Source organism: Caballeronia sp. LjRoot34 (assembly GCF_964253815.1).
Lineage (GTDB): Bacteria > Pseudomonadota > Gammaproteobacteria > Burkholderiales > Burkholderiaceae > Caballeronia.
Genome location: NZ_CAXUSB020000007.1, coordinates 25815 through 42369 on the forward strand (window position 1 = coordinate 25815; position 16555 = coordinate 42369).

Genomic DNA, 16555 nt, shown 5'->3' on the forward strand with positions numbered 1-16555 from the left:
AGGACCTCCATCAAGCGCCGCTATGCATCGGAGCTCAACGACTCGGTCCCTGCAAGCTAGCGGTCCGGCACCGCTTTTGTTACCGCTATCCGTTTCGAGACCGCTAGTACTGGCTCGGACCAACAGCCAGGCAAAGCGGCAACAGTCTCACGGCGAGTGCCCTCGTACATGATCGTCACTAAAGTAGAAAATAGATTTGATGCCCCGGCTAATCGTTGCCAATGGTGAATTAATGTGTAAGCGGCGTCGCATGGCGCAACTCGATTAACCGGTTGAGGAATCCGCTCGACCCGGCCTGAGGTTTCGGGAATGCTTGATTTGACATACCAAAAGCGAAGCACGTAACCGGTCCTCTTTAAAACGGATCAGGATGGCAGTCAAGCGTCACAAGAGAAACTGCAACGTATAGAGAAATCACATGCGTTTGATCCCGTTGGGGGAGCAGGTAAGGCCTCTCAGGTGAACTTCATCAAAGACAAGTTCGGTATTCTGCAAATCTCCACTGGCAACATGCTGCGTACGGTCGTCACGGTCGGTTCGGCGTCGAAGCGAGTGCTACGTGCTGCGAACCGGCGCCAGACGAGCTGATCACCGGACTCATCAAGCGATCTTTGTGCGAGCCAGTATTCGGTGGGCACGGAAAACCACCTAGAGGCTTCGGCTTACTTAGCATGCGGAAGATCCGTCGGATACTGTGCAGCCTCTTATGCCGCGGTGCTCTCCATCGAGTAGGTGCGAGTTCACTGGGCAGGCGCCGCTGCAACGCGAGTCGCGTCCTCACCATCGGTGATCAATACCAAGCTGTTGTTCGAATGCAGGCAGCGCCGGCGTCAGCGTTCGGTCGGGACATACTGAATCGATGGTCAAATTATCCTCCTTGATTAAGCTTGACTTGCATCAAGCGACTACACAAATGCAATGCCGATAATCAAAGCTGGTTCAAGGCACGCGGCAAGTCGATGTCGACGTGCTCTCGGTCAATTCCAAGACCTCACTCATCGAATATGGAATACACAATGTTAAAAGCTCGAACAATCGCAATCGTTGCCATGAGTGCAGCAAGCTGGATGATCCCGGTCGCGTACGCCCAGCAGGATGGGGCTCCTCAAACTACCGTCGCATTGGTGCATCAGACCGATGCCGACGCGGATGCCGCATTGGAGCGACTGTATGCCAAAGCTCCCGAAGCCCACGGCCTGATTGCCAGTGCGAAGGGCGTTCTGGTTTTCCCGAATATTCGCGCGGGCGGTGCGGTGCTGGGCGTCGAGTACGGGCATGGCGTACTGCGCACCTCCGGGGGCCCGAGCACTTACTACAACGCAATGACAGGGTCGGTGGGCGCACAGTTCGGCTTCGAATCGAAGAGCGTCATCCTGGTCTTTCTCACCCAGCAGGCACTTGATCGTTTTCGCAGCGGCAAGGGTTGGACTGCAGGCGTCGACGGATCGGTAGCGTTATTGAAGGTGGGGGCCAGCGGCAAGCTTGATTCTAATACTGCGCGCTCCTCCATTGTGGGGTTCGTGCAGACGAACGCGGGTCTTATGTTCAACCTGTCGCTCACGGGGACGCACTTCACCAAGGCACCGGTGTAATCAAGGTCACAGATAGACGCCACCTTCCGTTAGTTAGTATTCAAACGGCAAGCATCATCATCTGAGGGGTGTAAAAACAGTCTCTACGGCGCCTTGTCGGGTAAACCTGCCGGCATTGGCGATAGGCTGTGTTCGATACACAGAAACCTTAAAAGGAAGAACCCCTACAACGGCTCCTGGTTTGGGCGACTGCGGCGCAATCACCAACGTCGTGATCAAGAGACCGTTTGGCTCATGTTGGCCACGCAGTCATGGATGACAAACCGCGGGGGCCAGAATCCTCATGACGTTAGATGGAATCGATAGTATTTTATTTTTCCGACACTGTATAAGGTAATCATTCGGAGCGTTATCGATGATGCATAAAGAGAGCACACGATATTTGACGAGGCATTGCGTTTCGCTGCTCGAACGACCAACAACAGACATTCTGGTGATCAGTTGGAGCGATGCACGGCGATGTCACTATAGCGAACAAATCTGGAGGCTGAGGATGGCCAGTGTCGACGGTCAATGCGCGCTCAGCGGATTGTTCATACACACGGGTGATCAGGTATTCAAGCCCAGTGCGCACCCATCGCCATTGAACGCTGGTGAAATGATCCTGCAAAGCGCTGTGCCTGAAAGCGTTGGCCCCGATGATGCCAACGCATTGAATAACTAGGGTACAAAATATAAATCGATATTTTCCCGGACAGCGGTCAAACAGTCCACGGTTCTCCAAGGGTTCCATCGCCCAGTCGAGTCGCGGATCACTTCACGACGACGATGATGGGAAAGTTGAGGTGATATTTGTAAGCATGGCGTGAGGAAAGCACCTGTTGCAACATCAAACAAACGCGGCGTCCATCCTTGAGATCATTAGGGTAGTAGTTACCGGTGATATTGCTCGGTAAGTCGTGTATGTTTTCTTACCAAATTTTTGACTTCGGAATGAAGGTCAAGGTGAAAGCGGTCTTGCCGATAGCAGCAGTCCTGGTCGTCATGATGTTCTGGACATCGGAAGCATCCGCGCAGGATATGGCGCCAGGGGCGCAGGCTCAGGCCACGGCACTGTTCGCCCTGCTGCAGATCGATCAGATGCTTGCGCCAATCGCTGCATCCTGATTCTTTGGCTGCCAAGATCCCGATGGCGGTGACTTATCCGCTCGAAGTCGTCGAAGCAAATCGTTGGCTTCAGCACCCAAATTACGCCGCACTCAAGGGAGATCCATTTGCAGCCACGGTTGACCAGCAACAATGGGATCGCAGCGTTAAGTCGCTGGTTGCCTTTCCTCAGATTCTGCGCATGATGGATGGCAACCTCGATTGAACGGAGCAGCTCGGGAAGCATTCCTAGCCAATCTGGCTGCGTCGATGGATTCTATTCAGCGACCTTATCAATGGACAGAAGCGGCCGGAAAGCTTGGTTCAACGCCCCAAAAGGCAGTTGCAACAGACGGACCAGCGATTACGCCCGAACCCGCCAGTCCTGATATCGTCTACGTTCCAGTCTTCGATCCCACAGTGATCTATGGTTTATGGCCGTATCCCGCCTTCCCATCATTCGTTCACCCGGCAGCCTTCGACGTCCTGATCGTTGGGATTCGAGTATTAGAGGAAGAACATAATGCTCAAATGGGGCGACGAATTGATCGTAATTTGACAGGAGTAGCTTATGCAAACTGTGAACGATGTCATAGCTGTTGCTCACGCGATTCAGCAGTCCGTTGCGCCGGTATTTCTTCTTACCGGCCTAGGCGCGATTCTAAACGTCATTTCGGGGCGCCTGGGTCGCGTCATCGACCGTATCCGCGTACTGGACGCGAGTCACGAGGACGTGCGGACGGCATACAGATCCGAAATGAAGATCCTGCTGCGCAGGGCACGATGGGTTCATTGGGCCATCATTCTTTGCACGACTTGCGCTCTGTTCATCTGCATAGTGATTGCCGCATTATTCGTTGGATCCGAGTTGGGCCGGGACCCGTCCAACGAAATATCGATACTTTTCATCGTGGCCATGATCGCGCTAACTTCTGGACTATTGTGTTTTCTTCGTGAGGTCACTTTAGCCACCGGCAATATTGCCGGAAATGCGAACTACGTTAATACGGCATAGCGGAAAATTAAGCACACGAATTTGCGTGTTCTTAATTCGGCGAGCGATTCGTGTTGTCGGGGAAGCAGAGGAAAATCGGTAAACGTCGGGCGAGAAAAACCGACACGTAGCCGGGCTTACGTACAATTTGTCGCCAAACTCAGGATCGCACCCCATGATCTAGCCGAGGCTGTTGCAGGGAAGCCCGTTGTTGATAGACTGATAGTCTTGGTCGACCAGGAGAAATTTCTAACTTCCTCGGGAACCCATTCCCGTTTCGACCACGCCAGCTAGCAGATCCGGGGCAATTGCTCTCCCACCAGCATATCGACGATCCGTTTCCCGCCGAAGACAGTCTGCAGCACCACGATTCCGGCGGGCTCCGCCACAACCTCGCCAATCACCGCCGCGTGTCTGCCCGCCGGGTGGCCCTGCATCGCCGACAACACGTCCTGCGCCGCATGCGCGGGCACCAGCGCGACCAGTTTGCCCTCATTGGCCAGATAGAGCGGATCGAGGCCCAGGAGTTCGCACGCGCCCTTCACTTCCTCGCGAATCGGCAATGCGGCTTCCCTGATGCAGATCGCCACCCCCGAGGACAGCGCGAACTCATTCAGCACAGTGGCGACGCCTCCGCGCGTGGCATCGCGCAGGCAGTGGATATCCCAGCATGCATCGAGCATCGCTTCGACCAGGGATGCCAGCGGCGCGCAGTCGCTTGCAATGCCGGACTGCAGCGCGAGCTGCTGACGCGCGACAAGGATCGCCGCGCCGTGATCGCCGAGAAATCCGTTCACGATCACGGCATCGCCAGCTTGCGCCCGACGCGAGGACAGGTTTATCCCTGCCGGCACGACACCGATGCCGGCCGTGTTGATGAACAGCTTATCGGCGCTGCCGCGTTCGACAACCTTGGTGTCGCCGGTGACGATCGATACGCCGGCCTCGATGGCGATCCGCTGCATGCTGACCGCGACCCGGCGCAGGATCTCGACGGACAGCCCTTCCTCGATCACCATCCCGCAGGACAGGAACAGCGGTTTCGCACCGGACATGGCGAGGTCGTTGACCGTGCCCGATACCGCGAGCGCGCCGATATCGCCGCCAGGGAAGAACAACGGGTCGACCACGTAGCTGTCGGTGGTGAAAGCGAGCCTGTCGCCATGCTGCGCGAGAGCTGCGAGCGGGAACACCGCCTGGTCCTCTAGCGCCGCCAGCGCGGGGTTGTCGAAGGCGGTCACGAACACGTCCTCGATCAGGTCGCGCATCGCACGGCCGCCGCCGCCGTGTGCGAGGTTGATCGTCTTGTCGCGCAGCCTGCCGAGCCGGTTTTTCACGCCACCACCTTCGCAGTTGCGGGCCCGTACAGCGCCGAGGTGTCGATGCGTGCGTAGCGGTAATGTGCCGCGCACGCGCCTTCGCTCGAAACCATCAACGAACCGAGCGGTGTCTCGGGCGTGCATGCCGTGCCGAACACCCCGCATTGCTGCGGCTTGATGACTCCCTTGAGCACCTCCCCGCACTGACAGGATTTCGGATCGGCGATCTGCAGGTTCGCAACCGGAAACTTGCGCTCGGTGTCGAACGCGGCGAACTCTTCCCGGATGCGCACGCCCGATTGATCGATCGAGCCGAGCCCGCGCCATTCGAAAAATTCGCGCGGCTCGAACACTTTTCGGATCGCCGACAAAGCCTGTGCATTGCCGTCCTGCGGCACGACACGGCCGTACTGGTTTTCCACTTCACAGCAGCCTTCGGCGATCTGCCGAACCACCATCCATACGGACTGCAGAACATCTATCGGCTCGAATCCGGCCACCGTGATCGGCCTGCCATAGTCCTCGGCAATGAAGCGATACACCCGCGTGCCGATCACCATGCTGACGTGTCCCGGACCGAGAAAACCGTCGAGGCGCAGGTCGGGCGAATCGAGAATGGCCTTGATCGTCGGAATGATCGTGATGTGGTTGCAGAACAGCGAAAAATTGCCGATCCGCTCGGCGTTCGCCTGGAGCACCGTCATCGCGGTGCTCGACATGGTGGTTTCGAAACCCAGCCCGAAAAAGATCACTTCGCGATGCGGATTCGCCCGGGCCATGGCAAGCGCGTCGAGCGGCGAATAGACCATGCGCACGTCGGCACCATCGGCTTTCGCCTTCAGCAGGCTCCCACGGGAACCGGGCACACGCATCGCGTCACCGAAGGTCGCGAAGATCACTTCGGGCCGCTCGGCAAGCGCGACGCAATCGTCCACCCGGCCCATCGGCAGCACGCAGACCGGACAGCCGGGACCGTGAACGAACTCGACCTCCGGCTGCAGCATCTGGTGAATGCCATACCTGAAAATGGAATGCGTGTGACCGCCACAGACCTCCATGATCTGCAACGGGCGCTGCAACCCGCCACGCGCGCGCGCGATCCGCTCGACCGGGCGATGAATCTCCTGCGTCAGTGTGCGGGCCTTGTCCGGGTCCCGGAATTCATCGACGTATTTCACGATGCGCGCTCCGGTGAATCGGGAAGGTCGCCGCCGCCTTCCATCATCGCGGCCATCTCGGCCTGCGCTTCGCCCAGTTCGCGCAGCAGCGCCAGCGTGCGCCGAGCCTCCGCCTCGTCGAGCAGGCTCATGGCGAAACCAACATGCACCAGCACCCAGGCGCCCACGCAGGCAGCCGGCGGCCGACTTTCCTCGACCACGAATGCGATGTTGATGACGCGCCGCACGCCGCCTACATCGACCAGCGCGAGGTGGTTGTCGGCGTCGCAAATCTCCACGATCCGTCCCGGAATTCCTAGGCACATGGCTGGCTCCTTGCTTGCCCGGGAGCAAGCGCCCGGGCGGCTGCGATTGCCGCCTGTCCGAGCGCGATGCCGCCGTCGTTCGTTGGGACCTGGCGATGCGCCAGCACCTTCAGGCCACGCGCCACGAGCCGCGAGGCGAGCTGCTCAAACAGGACGCGGTTCTGCATCACGCCGCCCGACAGCGCGACCGTGCGCACCGTTGTGGGCGCCAGCAAACGCTCGGCCATACGCACAATGGCGATCGCCAGGGCCCTTGTGAAAACGCGCGGCCATCACCGGCGCGGGCGTCACGCGCAGCAAGTCATCGAGCAGCGCGAGCCACATCGGCGCGGGATCGAGCAGAAGCGGGCCGCCCGAGCGCGATACGCTAAACAGATAGGCCAGCGCATCGTCTTCGTCGTAAAGCGCGCGCCAGTCAATTTGCGCCTCGAATTCGATCGCGGCCTGTCCTTCGTACTGCAAACGATCACGGCACACTCCGACCGCCGCGGCAACGGCATCGAAGAGACGCCCGGCCGAACTTGCGGGCGGGCTATTGATCCCGGTTTCGATCATCTGGTCGATGAGTGCGAGCGGCTTGCCGGCGAGAAAGCGATAGAGGTCCAGCCGCTCGTAACGCGCCGTGACGCCCGGCCATCCCACCGCCGCGCGCAAATGCGCGTAAGTGTTGCACCAGGGCTCGCGGATCGCATGCGCGCCACCGGGCAAAGCGACCGGCGTGAAACTCGCCAGCCGGGCGCAATCCGTATGACCGCCCAGCAGGAATTCACCGCCCCAAAGCGTCTGGTCCTCGCCCATCCCGAGACCATCGAGCACGATACCGAGGACATCTGTACCGAAGCCAACCTCGTTCTCGGCCAGGCACGCGACGAAATGCGCGTGATGGTGCGCGACTTCGACGAGCGCCAACTGCTCTCGCCGCGCCATCTCCATACCTAGCTTGCGCGACAGGTACTCAGGACGCCGATCGACCGCGATAATGCGAGGGTCATGCCCGAACAGCTGCTGGTAACACGCAAGCGCCGCCGCGTAATCCCGGTATGTCTCACTGTTCTCCAGTTCACCGATGTGGTGCGAGACCACCGCTTCGCCGTCGCGCAGCAGGCAGAAGGTGTTCTTCTGCTGCCCGCCCATCGCGAGCACCGGCGGCGCGGCGGCGAACTCAACCGGCAGGCGCAACGGGGCGGGGGCATAGCCGCGCGAGCGGCGTAGCATCCGCGGCGCGCCGCCCATCACCCGGACGACCGAATCGTCGAGGCGCTGCGCAATCTCGCGGTCGTGCATCAGCCACGCGTCGGCCATCCCCGAAAGCCGGATGCGGGCCTCCGCGTTATCGATGCACGGCGGCTCATCGACAAGATTGCCGCTCGTCAGCACGATCGGACTATCGAGCGATTGCATGATCAGGTGATGCAGCGGCGTGCAAGGAAGCATGACGCCGAGCGTCGCGACACCCGGCGCCACGCCAGGAAAGCATTCATTCCGGCTACGCATGATGACGATCGGCCCGGCCGCACTTGCCAGCAGTCCTCGATCCATGTCGCTCACGGCGCAGTAGCGTTCGATCATCGCGAGATCGCGCGCGAGCAGCGCGAAGGGCTTGCGCTCGCGACGCTTGAGCATGCGCAATCTCGCTACCGCCGCTTGATCGGCCGCGGCGCATGCAAGCTGGAACCCGCCCAGTCCCTTGATTGCAACAATGCCGCCGCGCCCGATGATGCCGCACACGGCGTCCAGCGGATCTTCAGGTGCGCGCGCGCCATTGGCCAGTTCGAGCCATATACGCGGTCCGCATGCGGGACAGGCGATCGGCTGCGCGTGAAAGCGCCGGTCGGCCGGGTCCTCATATTCGCGGCGACACGCGGCACATAACGGGAACCCCGTCATGGTCGTATTCGGCCGGTCATACGGAATCCTGTCGATGATCGACAGGCGCGGACCGCAGTGCGTGCAGTTCGTGAACGCATAACGGTAGCGGCGGCTCGACGGGTCGAAAGTTTCCTCGATGCACTCGCGGCACGTCACCGCGTCCGCGACCACGCCGGTATGCGCCTTGCCGGCCGCGCTAGCGATAATCCGGAAACCCTTCGCCAGCGGTAGCTCGCCATCGAGCGCGCAACGCTCGATCGAATCGATGCGCCCGAGCGGCGGACAACTGCCGTACAAGCGCGCGACGAAGTCATCGAGCGTCGCCGCGTCGGCCTCAGCATGGATCAGCACGCCTTCGTTATCGTTGCATACATCGCCCATCACACCGCAGTCGCGTGCGAGCCGCCATACGGCTGGCCGGAAACCCACGCCCTGCACCAATCCCCGCACGCGGATAACCTCGCCGGGCCGCCCCGCAACGCGGGACGCGTCGCGAACCGATGGCGGGTACAGGCTCTTGGCCCCCTCGTTATTCCATTTCTAATTCAATAGTGAATCAATGATTCACGGCCACGCGACGATGGAATGAACCCGTTGGTGATCCAGTTCAAGGTTGCGAAGCGAGTCGCACAGATGGTGTTCGAGCGCATCGATACTGTCGAAGACGCGGTTGTGAAAGGACTTTTCGCGCAGATCGTCCCAGAGATGTTCAACGGGATTAAGCTCGGGCGAGTACGGCGGAAGTGTGAGCAGGCGCAGGTTGTGCGCCAGCTTGAGCGAAGCACTCTGATGCCACCCGGCACCGTCGAGAACCATCACGATGCGCTCGTCGGGATGGCGCGCGCAGACCTCATCGAGAAACAGCTGCATGCAGGCGCCGTTGACGTGCGGCAGGATCAACGAGTCGAGCACGCCATCGCTCACCGAGACGGCCGCATAAGCGTAGGTGTACTCCTGCGTCACCATGGCCTGACACAACGGACAAACCGGTTTGGGACACCAGCAACGCCGCGTATCGGAGATGCGACCGAAGCGCGCTTCGTCCTGAAACATCAGCCGGATCGGCCCTTGGCCCGGCCACGCGCGGTCGATTTCGAGGAGGACGTCGGGGAGTTTTTTTTCCAGGCTTCCTGGGCGGCCACATCAGCTTTGGGGTGTCGCTTGTCGGGTGCCAGCTTGCGCCAGCCATGACGGTGTAGCAGGTTGTAGGCGGACGCCAAGGCAACTTTGCGTCCCAGCCGTTCATCCAGCGCCCGCTTGATCTCTCCGACCACGAGGATGCCGCCCACCTTAGCCTTCTCGAAAAAGGGCGCAAGAAAGCTCGCTTCTTCTTCCCGCGTCATATTCTCGCGGCGTCGACCGCCCGGCTTGGGGCGGTCGACTTCGGGCATCCCGTCAGCCAGGATGAAGCGCCGGCGCAACTGACAGGCCCAGCCGACCGATACGCCAATCGCTTGCGCAGTCTGCGCGAGCGTTAGACCGAATTCGAGCGGTAACAGTACCGCTTGAGCCTGCCGCAACTCATCTACCGTTCTGGCCTCGACAATGAGTTTCTTTGCTCGTTCAAGAACCTCACCGCCTGTCGCTTGACGAACCATCGCGCGCACCTCTACATGGAAGGTGTGCTTATTATTACACTATTGAATTAGAAATGGAATTACACGTTGCGGATACGGATATCATGGCGTCACGCCGGTTGATACCGTGTGCCGCTGCGCAGCCTCGCCGTGTCCCGATGCTTCGCTATCCATATGATGATGCACTCCTGCGCGCTGCGACAACAACCAGTCGAGCCAGGGTTCCATGCCATCGCCGGTCGTGGCCGACACGAGAAGCACTTCAATACCGGGATTAACCTGCCGCGCGTACTCGATGCACCGGGACACGTCGAAACTGACATAAGGCATGAGGTCGATCTTGTTGATGACCATCAGCGTTGCAGCGGCGAACATGTCTGGATACTTGAGCGGCTTGTCCTCACCCTCGGTCACCGACAAGACCACGATCTTGGCCGCTTCACCCAGATCCCAGAGCGCCGGGCAGACGAGGTTGCCGACGTTTTCGATGAACAGCAACGCGTCGCTGCCATGCCCGTGACGATGCCCGTGCCCATGATGCGCGGCCGCGTGCAGGTCGAGACGGGCGAAAGCCTCGCCCACCATTTGCGCATCGAGATGGCAGCCACGGCCGGTGTTGACCTGGATCGCCGGTGCGCCGGTCGCGCGAATGCGATCCGCGTCCACACTGGTTTGCTGGTCGCCCTCGATCACGGCCACGCTCAGCTCCGGCTTACGGACCTTGAGTGCCCGGATGCTCGCGCAAAGCAGCGTTGTCTTGCCCGAGCCGGGGCTCGATACAAGGTTGAACGCGCTCACGCCGTGGGCCGCGAAGTGTGCCCGGTTACGGCTTGCCAGGCGCTTGTTCTCGCCCAGCACATCGGCTTCCATGTGAATCGCGCGTGTCTCGCTGATACCGGGCACGGACAAGCGGGCAGAGCCGGTTCCGTAGTGCAGATCGCCGTTGTCCCTCTCCACTGGGGCGTGGACAACGCCGGAGGTCTTTTCCCGTCCATCCGTGGGCTCGGCACCGGACCCGCCGTTACAGCCGCAGACGACACACATGACGCTCTCCTTCAAATTCAACCGTTGAACACGATGAGGTCGACCACGCGGAGTTCGGCGCCTCCCGTAGCCTGCAGGGTGTAGCCACCGCATTGCGAACAGGGCTCGGCATGGCTCTCGATCTCCACCCTGGCGCCGCAGTGCAGGCACCGGGCGGTACCGGGTATCTCGTCGATCATGATCTCGCCACCTTCCAGGCACGTGCCCGGCATCATGGCGGTCAGCGCGAAACGCAAAGCCTGTGGCTCGACGCCCGCCAATGCGCCGATCTCCAGCCGCAATTGCGACACTCGCCGAAAGTGCTCGCGCGCGGCGGCCGCTTCGACCATGTGAAGGATGCCGCCAGCTAGGGCGATTTCATGCATGTGTCGCCTCGGACGTGACCGATGCCGCGATCGATGCGGGCACGGCGTCGCCTTCCAGCCAGGCCTGCGCCCAAGCCAGTGCCTGCGTCAGATAGTCGAGCGCCGAGGCTCCCGGTTGCGCTCCCAGATCGAAGCTCGTGCCTCGGATTGCCAGCAGCGTGCGCGGCGGCGGATCGGCATGGTAAAGGTCGCGATACACCTGCATCACCGACTCGGGCGAGATGGCGTGCGTCGTGAAGCTGACGTCGCGCGCCGGACGCAATGTGCTCACCTCGAACGGGGCGGCGCAGCTCAGGCTGGCATCGACGAACAGCACGCACTCACGGGACACAAGATCGAGAGCGTGCTCGATCTGAAGCTGATAGTCCTCTAGGAAATCCACGCGGCTGCCGAGCGCGGAGCCGGACAGCACCGTGCTCAACCGCTGCACGAACAAAGGACCCAGCGCGTCGTCGCCGCGGCTCAGGTTGCCCCAGCCGAACACCAGCAGCGGGGACGTCATGCGCGCGGCTCCGCGAAGTTTGCCGGCTCGCGCAGCATCTCGCCGTCCTGCGACTTCACCACATGGTCGATCACTTCGCCCGCCGCCCCGAGCAGCACGACATCCAGCGGCATCTGTCCCAGCGCATGGGTTGCGCACGACAGGCAGGGGTCGAAGGCACGGATGGCCACTTCGATGCGGTTGAGGAGCCCTTCGGTCAGCGCGCGGCCATCCAGGTACTCGCGCGCCACCGAGCGCACGGCTTCGTTCATTGCCTGGTTGTTATGCGTCGTCGATACGATCAGGTTGCACATCGTGACCAGGTCGTCGGCACCAACGCGGTAGTCGTGAATCAGGGTGCCGCGCGGCGCTTCGATGATGCCCACGCCCCCCTCCCCGCGCTTGCCGCTCGCCATCAGCTCCCCTTGCAAGATGTCCGGGTCGTCGAGCAGGTCCTTGATGACCTCCACCGTGTGAAGCACCTCGATCATGCGTGCCCAGTGATAGGCCAGCGTGGCATGAACCGGCGCTCCCTTGCCCCAGGCAATGAATTCCTTGCGCTGCGTTTCCGCCAGCGGGCTCGGGATGAAGTCGCAGTTCTGCACCCGCGCGAGCGACCCGACGCGATACCAGCCGGTGTCGCGGCCCAGGCTGCGCAAGTGCGGGAACTTCATGTAGGTCCAGGGCCGTACCTCTTCCTCGATCAGAGCCATGTAGCTCTGGTCGCTGGCGCCGTCGAGGATGATCTGGCCATCGGCGTCACGCGCACGCAGCACGCCATCGTAGAGATCCATCGCTCCATCGGCGCGCACCAGCGAAAGCATGTTGGCGCGGAAACTGCCGAAACTGTCGTAGAGAATCGCGTTTTGCGCGTGCAGTTGCTTGACGATATCCACGGCGTCGACCGCCCACGCGATCATCTGATCAACGTCGCGGTAGAGCAGGTCGCGATCGGCTCGGCTGACATGCTTGTTCATGCCCCCGGGAATCGCGCCGGTGCCGTGAATGCGCTTGCCCGATGTCACCCGAATCACCTCCTGGCCGAATTTGCGCAACAGGATGCTTTTTTTCGCGATATCGGGATGCGCTCGCGCCACGCCGACGATGTTGCGCAGGTTGACCTCAGAGTCGAAGCCGAACAGCAGGTCGGGCGAAGCCAGATGAAAGAAATGCAGCGCATGCGATTGCATGACCCGGCCGTAATGCATCAGCCGGCGGATCTGCTCGGCGCTGCGCGTGATGGGCTGGGCGCCCACCACCCGGTCCATCGCCTTGGCCGCCGCGAGTTGATGCGACACCGGACAGATGCCGCATCAACGCTGCACCATCACCGGGACTTCCCAATAAGGCCGACCCTCGATGAACTTCTCGAAGCCGCGGAACTCGACGATATGCAGGCGCACCTGTTGTACCCGATGTTGCGCGTCGAGCAGGATCGTCACCTTGCCGTGGCCTTCGACGCGTGACACCGGGTCGATAGCCACGCGGCGCAGGCCCTTCGGATCTGTGGCGGTTTCGAGGTCGAAGCTCATGGCGTCTGGTCCGGGTTCTCAGTCGTAATGCATCAGTGCGTGGCCCAGATGCGGGGTACGCCCGGCCATCAGGTCGTTCAGGAAATGCCAGAATGCGTCCGCCGAGGGCGGGCAACCCGGCAGGAAGTAGTCAACGTGCACGACCGCATGGATCGGGCGCACTTGCCGAAGCAACAGCGGCAATTCGGGGTCGTTCGGAATCGTGCTGGTCTTGCTCAGGCCCGGGCGATCCTGGTAGACCTCGTTGAGCAGATCGCCTAGGTCGAAACGGTTGCGCTCCGCCGGCAGCCCGCCATTGATGGCGCAAGCCCCGATCGCCACCAATGTCTTGCATTGGGCGCGAAACGCACGCAGCACCCGCACGTTCTCGGCATTGCACAGGCCGCCTTCGATCAGGCCGATGTCGCACTGGCCGATCTCCTTGATATCGGTCAGCGGCGAGCGGTCGAACTCGATGTGCTCGATCAGTTCAAGCAGGCGTTCGTCGATATCGAGGAAGGACATATGGCAGCCGAAGCAACCCGCCAGCGACACGGTAGCCACTTTCAGCTTGGCGGGCTGGTGGTCCACATCCACATTCGTGGGCGCGCTCACGATGCCTCCTGCACGCCGGGATCGGCGGCCGAGCGCGGGTCATACCGGCGCTCGCCGATCGGGATCACGAAGCCGCGCCGCTTGGGCAGGATCGCACCCACGGGGCAGATGCTCGCGGCCCGGTCCGTGAGCGCCATGCCGGTATCGCCCAGTTGCCCGCTGAGGCTGTTGACGACCAGGTGCGTGCCCATGCCGTGCCCGGCGATAGCGAAGATATCCTTGCCGTCGATATCGTGACTCGCCCTCACACACAGTTCGCACACGATGCAGCGATTGAAGTCGATGAGAAGATCGGCGTGGCTCGCGTCGATCGCGCGGCGGGGATAGAACTCATCGAACAGCATGTCCTGCATGTTCATCTCATAGGCCGTCGCCTGCAGCAGGCAATTGCCGCTCTTTTCGCAGGAAGGACAAAAGTGATTGCCTTCCACGAACAGCATCTGAAGCAGCGTCTTGCGCTCGGCGTTCAGCGCGTCGGTATTGCTTTCCACCTGCGCGCCCGCGCTGGCGTGCAGGGTGCAGGCCGAGCCGGGGCGACCCTTCACCTTCACGGTGCAGACGCGGCAGGAACCCTGCGGATGGAAGTCCGGATGCCAGCACAGGTGCGGGATGTAACGCCCTGCCCGCCGCGCTGCCTGCAGGATGGTTTCGCCAGGCTCGAAGGGCACGTCTTTACCGTCGAGCGAAAAGGTGGCGCCGGCGGTGGCGGTCTTGGCAAGCGTACTCATGCTGTGCTCTCCAGATGCGAGGCCGGGTCGTCTCGCCCGGTCAGGCGGCGCGCGGGCTCGAGTTCGGCATCGAGATCGAAGGCCGGTTCGAAGCGCAGCGACTTCAGTCGCCGCTCGTAGGCCGGGCGGAACTTGACGATGGTGTCGTGCAAGGCATTGCACGCGGACCCGCCCAGGCCGCAATGGGTAGTGCCGTGCATCAGCTTGTCGATATCGGAGAGCAGGTCGACATCGTGGCGCGAACCCCGGCCCGCGGCGAGTTTTGTCCATGCTCTTGACGACCAGCGCCGTACCGACACGGCATGGCGTGCAAAATCCGCAACTCTCCTCGGCGAAGAATCCCGCATAGTTGCGCGCCACGTCGAACATGTCGCGCGAACGGTCGAACACCATGAACGCCCCTGCGGTGGGTACATCGTCGAAGCCGATGCGGCGGCCAAACTCCACAACCGACAGGCACCTGCCCGACGGTCCGCCGACCTGCACGGCCTGCGTATCGCGTGCACCGCAATCTTCCAGGATGCGCTCTATGCTCGTGCCCATCGGGTATTCGTAGATGCCCGGCCGGTCGCAGTCGCCCGATATCGAATGGACGTTGGTGCCGGTGGATGCCGGCGTGCCGATGGCTGCCCACCAGGCACCGCCTCGCAACGCGATGTGCGTCGCGGCGCACAGCGTTTCGACGTTGTCCACCGCGGTGGGTTGCCCGAGGTAGCCGTGCTCCGCCGGGAACGGCGGGCGGATGCGCGGCGTGCCACGCTTGCCTTCCAGCGATTCGATCAGCGACGACTCCTCGCCGCACACATAGGCCCCGGCACCCACATGGATCTCGATGTCGAAATCGAAGCCCTCATGGCCCTGGATCGCGGCGCCCAGCAAGTGCGCGTCGCGGCGGCGCTGCAACACCTCGCGCAGCGGCTCCAGCAAGTAGCGATACTCGCCGCGCAAATACATCAAGCCGTAGCGGGCGCCGATCGCGAATGCGCCGATCGTCATGCCTTCGAACACCATGTCGGGATGGCGAGTCAGCAGCACGCGATCCTTGAAGGTGCCGGGCTCGCCCTCGTCGGCGTTGCACACGATGTAGTGGTTGCTGCCTGCCGCGTCACGGCAGAGTTCCCATTTCTTGCCCGTCACAAAGCCTGCTCCGCCGCGTCCGCGTAGATTGGCGCGCGTCATCTCGTCCACCAGGGCGGGTGCCCCGCGCGCCAGTGCGGCGGCAATGGCCGTGCCGGGTTGCAAAGGCGTGCCGAGGAGGACATCGGCGCGCCGGATGTGGTCGTCCACCTGAGACCAGGCCACGGGCCACGCAGAGACCGGCACCCTGGATTCAATCAGGTCCGCGATCATCGCCACGCGACTGGCGTCGAGCCGGGTGACCACCTGATGGTGGTTGATCAGCAGGGACGGACCCTGGTCGCACAGGCCGGTGCAGGAACAAAAGTCCACGCTGACCCGGCCGTCGCTGCGCATCCGTCCTCGCTCGACGCCCAGCCGCTGGCACAGGTCGGCCAGCAATGCCGCGTTGCCTTGCATGCGGTCGGTGATGTTGTCGCTGAAAAGCACGCGGTACTCGCCCACCGGGCTGGTATGAAAAAACCGGTAGAACGTCGCGACACCTTCCACGTGAGCGAGGGTCAGCCCCAGCGCATCGGCCAGACACGACAGCAGCCCGCGCGGCAGCCACGTCAGTTGCGCCTGCGCCTCGCGCAGGATCTGCACCAGCGCATGCGGATCGGACCCGTGGCGCGAGAGCAGCGGCTCGATGGCGCCGGCCTGAAAGCCGCCGGGTTCGGACAGAAGACCGGGTACAAGATCCACGATAGCGCTCTCCTTGGTCCAGGAACGAACGATGCCTCGATTGCGTTGCTCCGTGCCATTCGACGCACAG

General features: G+C 61.8%; 21 protein-coding genes and 2 pseudogenes. 7 read left to right on the top strand and 16 right to left on the bottom strand.

All coding sequences use genetic code 11. The features are described from left to right. Window positions 1-405 precede the first annotated feature (405 nt). The 7 genes and pseudogenes from ACSQ36_RS44560 (at window position 406) to ACSQ36_RS44590 (ending at window position 3693) form a co-directional block, all read left to right on the top strand. Window positions 406-588 carry a nucleoside monophosphate kinase gene (locus ACSQ36_RS44560; RefSeq protein ID WP_436187265.1) on the top strand — a complete coding sequence of 61 codons (183 nt, stop codon included), beginning with the start codon at window positions 406-408 and terminating at the stop codon, window positions 586-588. Window positions 589-1016: 428 nt separating this feature from the next. Next, entirely contained in the window at window positions 1017-1592 is a 576-nt protein-coding gene (locus ACSQ36_RS44565) for a YSC84-related protein (RefSeq protein WP_436187215.1), read from the top strand. 358 nt (window positions 1593-1950) lie between these two features. Then, the gene (locus tag ACSQ36_RS44570) at window positions 1951-2256 is read left to right on the top strand and encodes a DUF3331 domain-containing protein (RefSeq protein WP_436187266.1); all 306 of its coding nucleotides are present in this window, start codon (window positions 1951-1953) and stop codon (window positions 2254-2256) included. 239 nt (window positions 2257-2495) lie between these two features. Beyond that, window positions 2496-2699, top strand: a complete 204-nt coding sequence (locus ACSQ36_RS44575) for a hypothetical protein (RefSeq protein WP_436187216.1) — start codon at window positions 2496-2498, stop codon at window positions 2697-2699. Continuing rightward, complete coding sequence (locus ACSQ36_RS44580; protein WP_436187217.1) at window positions 2677-2904, top strand: DUF3300 domain-containing protein; 228 nt, start codon at window positions 2677-2679, stop codon at window positions 2902-2904. Before ACSQ36_RS44575 ends, ACSQ36_RS44580 begins: the two co-directional genes overlap by 23 nt. Next, window positions 2901-3137 (top strand): annotated as a pseudogene (locus ACSQ36_RS44585) (DUF3300 domain-containing protein); the annotation flags it as partial. The gene ACSQ36_RS44580 and the pseudogene ACSQ36_RS44585, both read left to right, overlap by 4 nt. A 112-nt stretch (window positions 3138-3249) precedes the next feature. Continuing rightward, complete coding sequence (locus ACSQ36_RS44590; RefSeq protein WP_436187218.1) at window positions 3250-3693, top strand: DUF2721 domain-containing protein; 444 nt, start codon at window positions 3250-3252, stop codon at window positions 3691-3693. A gap of 269 nt (window positions 3694-3962) precedes the next feature. Here ACSQ36_RS44590 and hypE read toward each other — a convergent pair whose 3' ends face one another. The 16 genes and pseudogenes from hypE to ACSQ36_RS44670 all read right to left on the bottom strand — a co-directional run. After that, window positions 3963-5009, bottom strand: coding sequence for a hydrogenase expression/formation protein HypE (gene hypE / locus ACSQ36_RS44595; RefSeq protein ID WP_436187219.1), 1047 nt, complete (start codon window positions 5007-5009; stop codon window positions 3963-3965). Continuing rightward, complete coding sequence (gene hypD / locus ACSQ36_RS44600) at window positions 5006-6169, bottom strand: hydrogenase formation protein HypD (protein ID WP_436187220.1); 1164 nt, start codon at window positions 6167-6169, stop codon at window positions 5006-5008. The genes hypE and hypD overlap by 4 nt, the downstream gene beginning before the upstream one ends. Then, on the bottom strand, window positions 6166-6474 hold the full coding sequence (locus tag ACSQ36_RS44605) for a HypC/HybG/HupF family hydrogenase formation chaperone (protein WP_436187221.1): 309 nt from the start codon (window positions 6472-6474) through the stop codon (window positions 6166-6168). Before ACSQ36_RS44605 ends, hypD begins: the two co-directional genes overlap by 4 nt. Beyond that, window positions 6465-6701, bottom strand: a complete 237-nt coding sequence (locus tag ACSQ36_RS44610) for a Kae1-like domain-containing protein (protein WP_436187222.1) — start codon at window positions 6699-6701, stop codon at window positions 6465-6467. Before ACSQ36_RS44610 ends, ACSQ36_RS44605 begins: the two co-directional genes overlap by 10 nt. Next, complete coding sequence (gene hypF / locus ACSQ36_RS44615; RefSeq protein WP_436187223.1) at window positions 6619-8793, bottom strand: carbamoyltransferase HypF; 2175 nt, start codon at window positions 8791-8793, stop codon at window positions 6619-6621. Before hypF ends, ACSQ36_RS44610 begins: the two co-directional genes overlap by 83 nt. A 114-nt stretch (window positions 8794-8907) precedes the next feature. Then, a complete protein-coding gene (locus ACSQ36_RS44620) occupies window positions 8908-9468 on the bottom strand; it encodes an IS630 family transposase (protein WP_436187267.1) in 561 nt (186 codons plus the stop codon). Continuing rightward, window positions 9396-9941, bottom strand: coding sequence for a helix-turn-helix domain-containing protein (locus ACSQ36_RS44625; RefSeq protein WP_436187224.1), 546 nt, complete (start codon window positions 9939-9941; stop codon window positions 9396-9398). The genes ACSQ36_RS44620 and ACSQ36_RS44625 overlap by 73 nt, the downstream gene beginning before the upstream one ends. Before the next feature lie 81 nt (window positions 9942-10022). After that, window positions 10023-10964 (bottom strand): hydrogenase nickel incorporation protein HypB, encoded by a 942-nt coding sequence (gene hypB, locus ACSQ36_RS44630; RefSeq protein ID WP_436187225.1) that lies wholly within the window; start codon window positions 10962-10964, stop codon window positions 10023-10025. A 17-nt stretch (window positions 10965-10981) separates the two neighbouring features. Next, entirely contained in the window at window positions 10982-11329 is a 348-nt protein-coding gene (locus ACSQ36_RS44635) for a hydrogenase maturation nickel metallochaperone HypA (RefSeq protein ID WP_436187226.1), read from the bottom strand. Beyond that, window positions 11322-11831 (bottom strand): hydrogenase maturation protease, encoded by a 510-nt coding sequence (locus ACSQ36_RS44640; RefSeq protein WP_436187227.1) that lies wholly within the window; start codon window positions 11829-11831, stop codon window positions 11322-11324. Before ACSQ36_RS44640 ends, ACSQ36_RS44635 begins: the two co-directional genes overlap by 8 nt. Beyond that, a complete protein-coding gene (locus ACSQ36_RS44645) occupies window positions 11828-13117 on the bottom strand; it encodes a Ni/Fe hydrogenase subunit alpha (RefSeq protein ID WP_436187268.1) in 1290 nt (429 codons plus the stop codon). The genes ACSQ36_RS44640 and ACSQ36_RS44645 overlap by 4 nt, the downstream gene beginning before the upstream one ends. 6 nt (window positions 13118-13123) lie before the next feature. Further along, window positions 13124-13342, bottom strand: a complete 219-nt coding sequence (locus ACSQ36_RS44650; protein ID WP_436187228.1) for a hypothetical protein — start codon at window positions 13340-13342, stop codon at window positions 13124-13126. Between the two features lie 18 nt (window positions 13343-13360). Then, complete coding sequence (locus ACSQ36_RS44655) at window positions 13361-13936, bottom strand: NADP oxidoreductase (protein WP_436187229.1); 576 nt, start codon at window positions 13934-13936, stop codon at window positions 13361-13363. After that, window positions 13933-14664 carry a 2Fe-2S iron-sulfur cluster-binding protein gene (locus tag ACSQ36_RS44660; RefSeq protein WP_436187269.1) on the bottom strand — a complete coding sequence of 244 codons (732 nt, stop codon included), beginning with the start codon at window positions 14662-14664 and terminating at the stop codon, window positions 13933-13935. The genes ACSQ36_RS44655 and ACSQ36_RS44660 overlap by 4 nt, the downstream gene beginning before the upstream one ends. Further along, window positions 14661-15080, bottom strand: coding sequence for an NADH-ubiquinone oxidoreductase-F iron-sulfur binding region domain-containing protein (locus ACSQ36_RS44665; RefSeq protein WP_436187270.1), 420 nt, complete (start codon window positions 15078-15080; stop codon window positions 14661-14663). The genes ACSQ36_RS44660 and ACSQ36_RS44665 overlap by 4 nt, the downstream gene beginning before the upstream one ends. After that, a pseudogene (locus ACSQ36_RS44670) lies at window positions 14965-16485 on the bottom strand (NAD(P)H-dependent oxidoreductase subunit E); the annotation flags it as partial. The pseudogene ACSQ36_RS44670 and the gene ACSQ36_RS44665, both read right to left, overlap by 116 nt. Window positions 16486-16555: the final 70 nt, after the last annotated feature.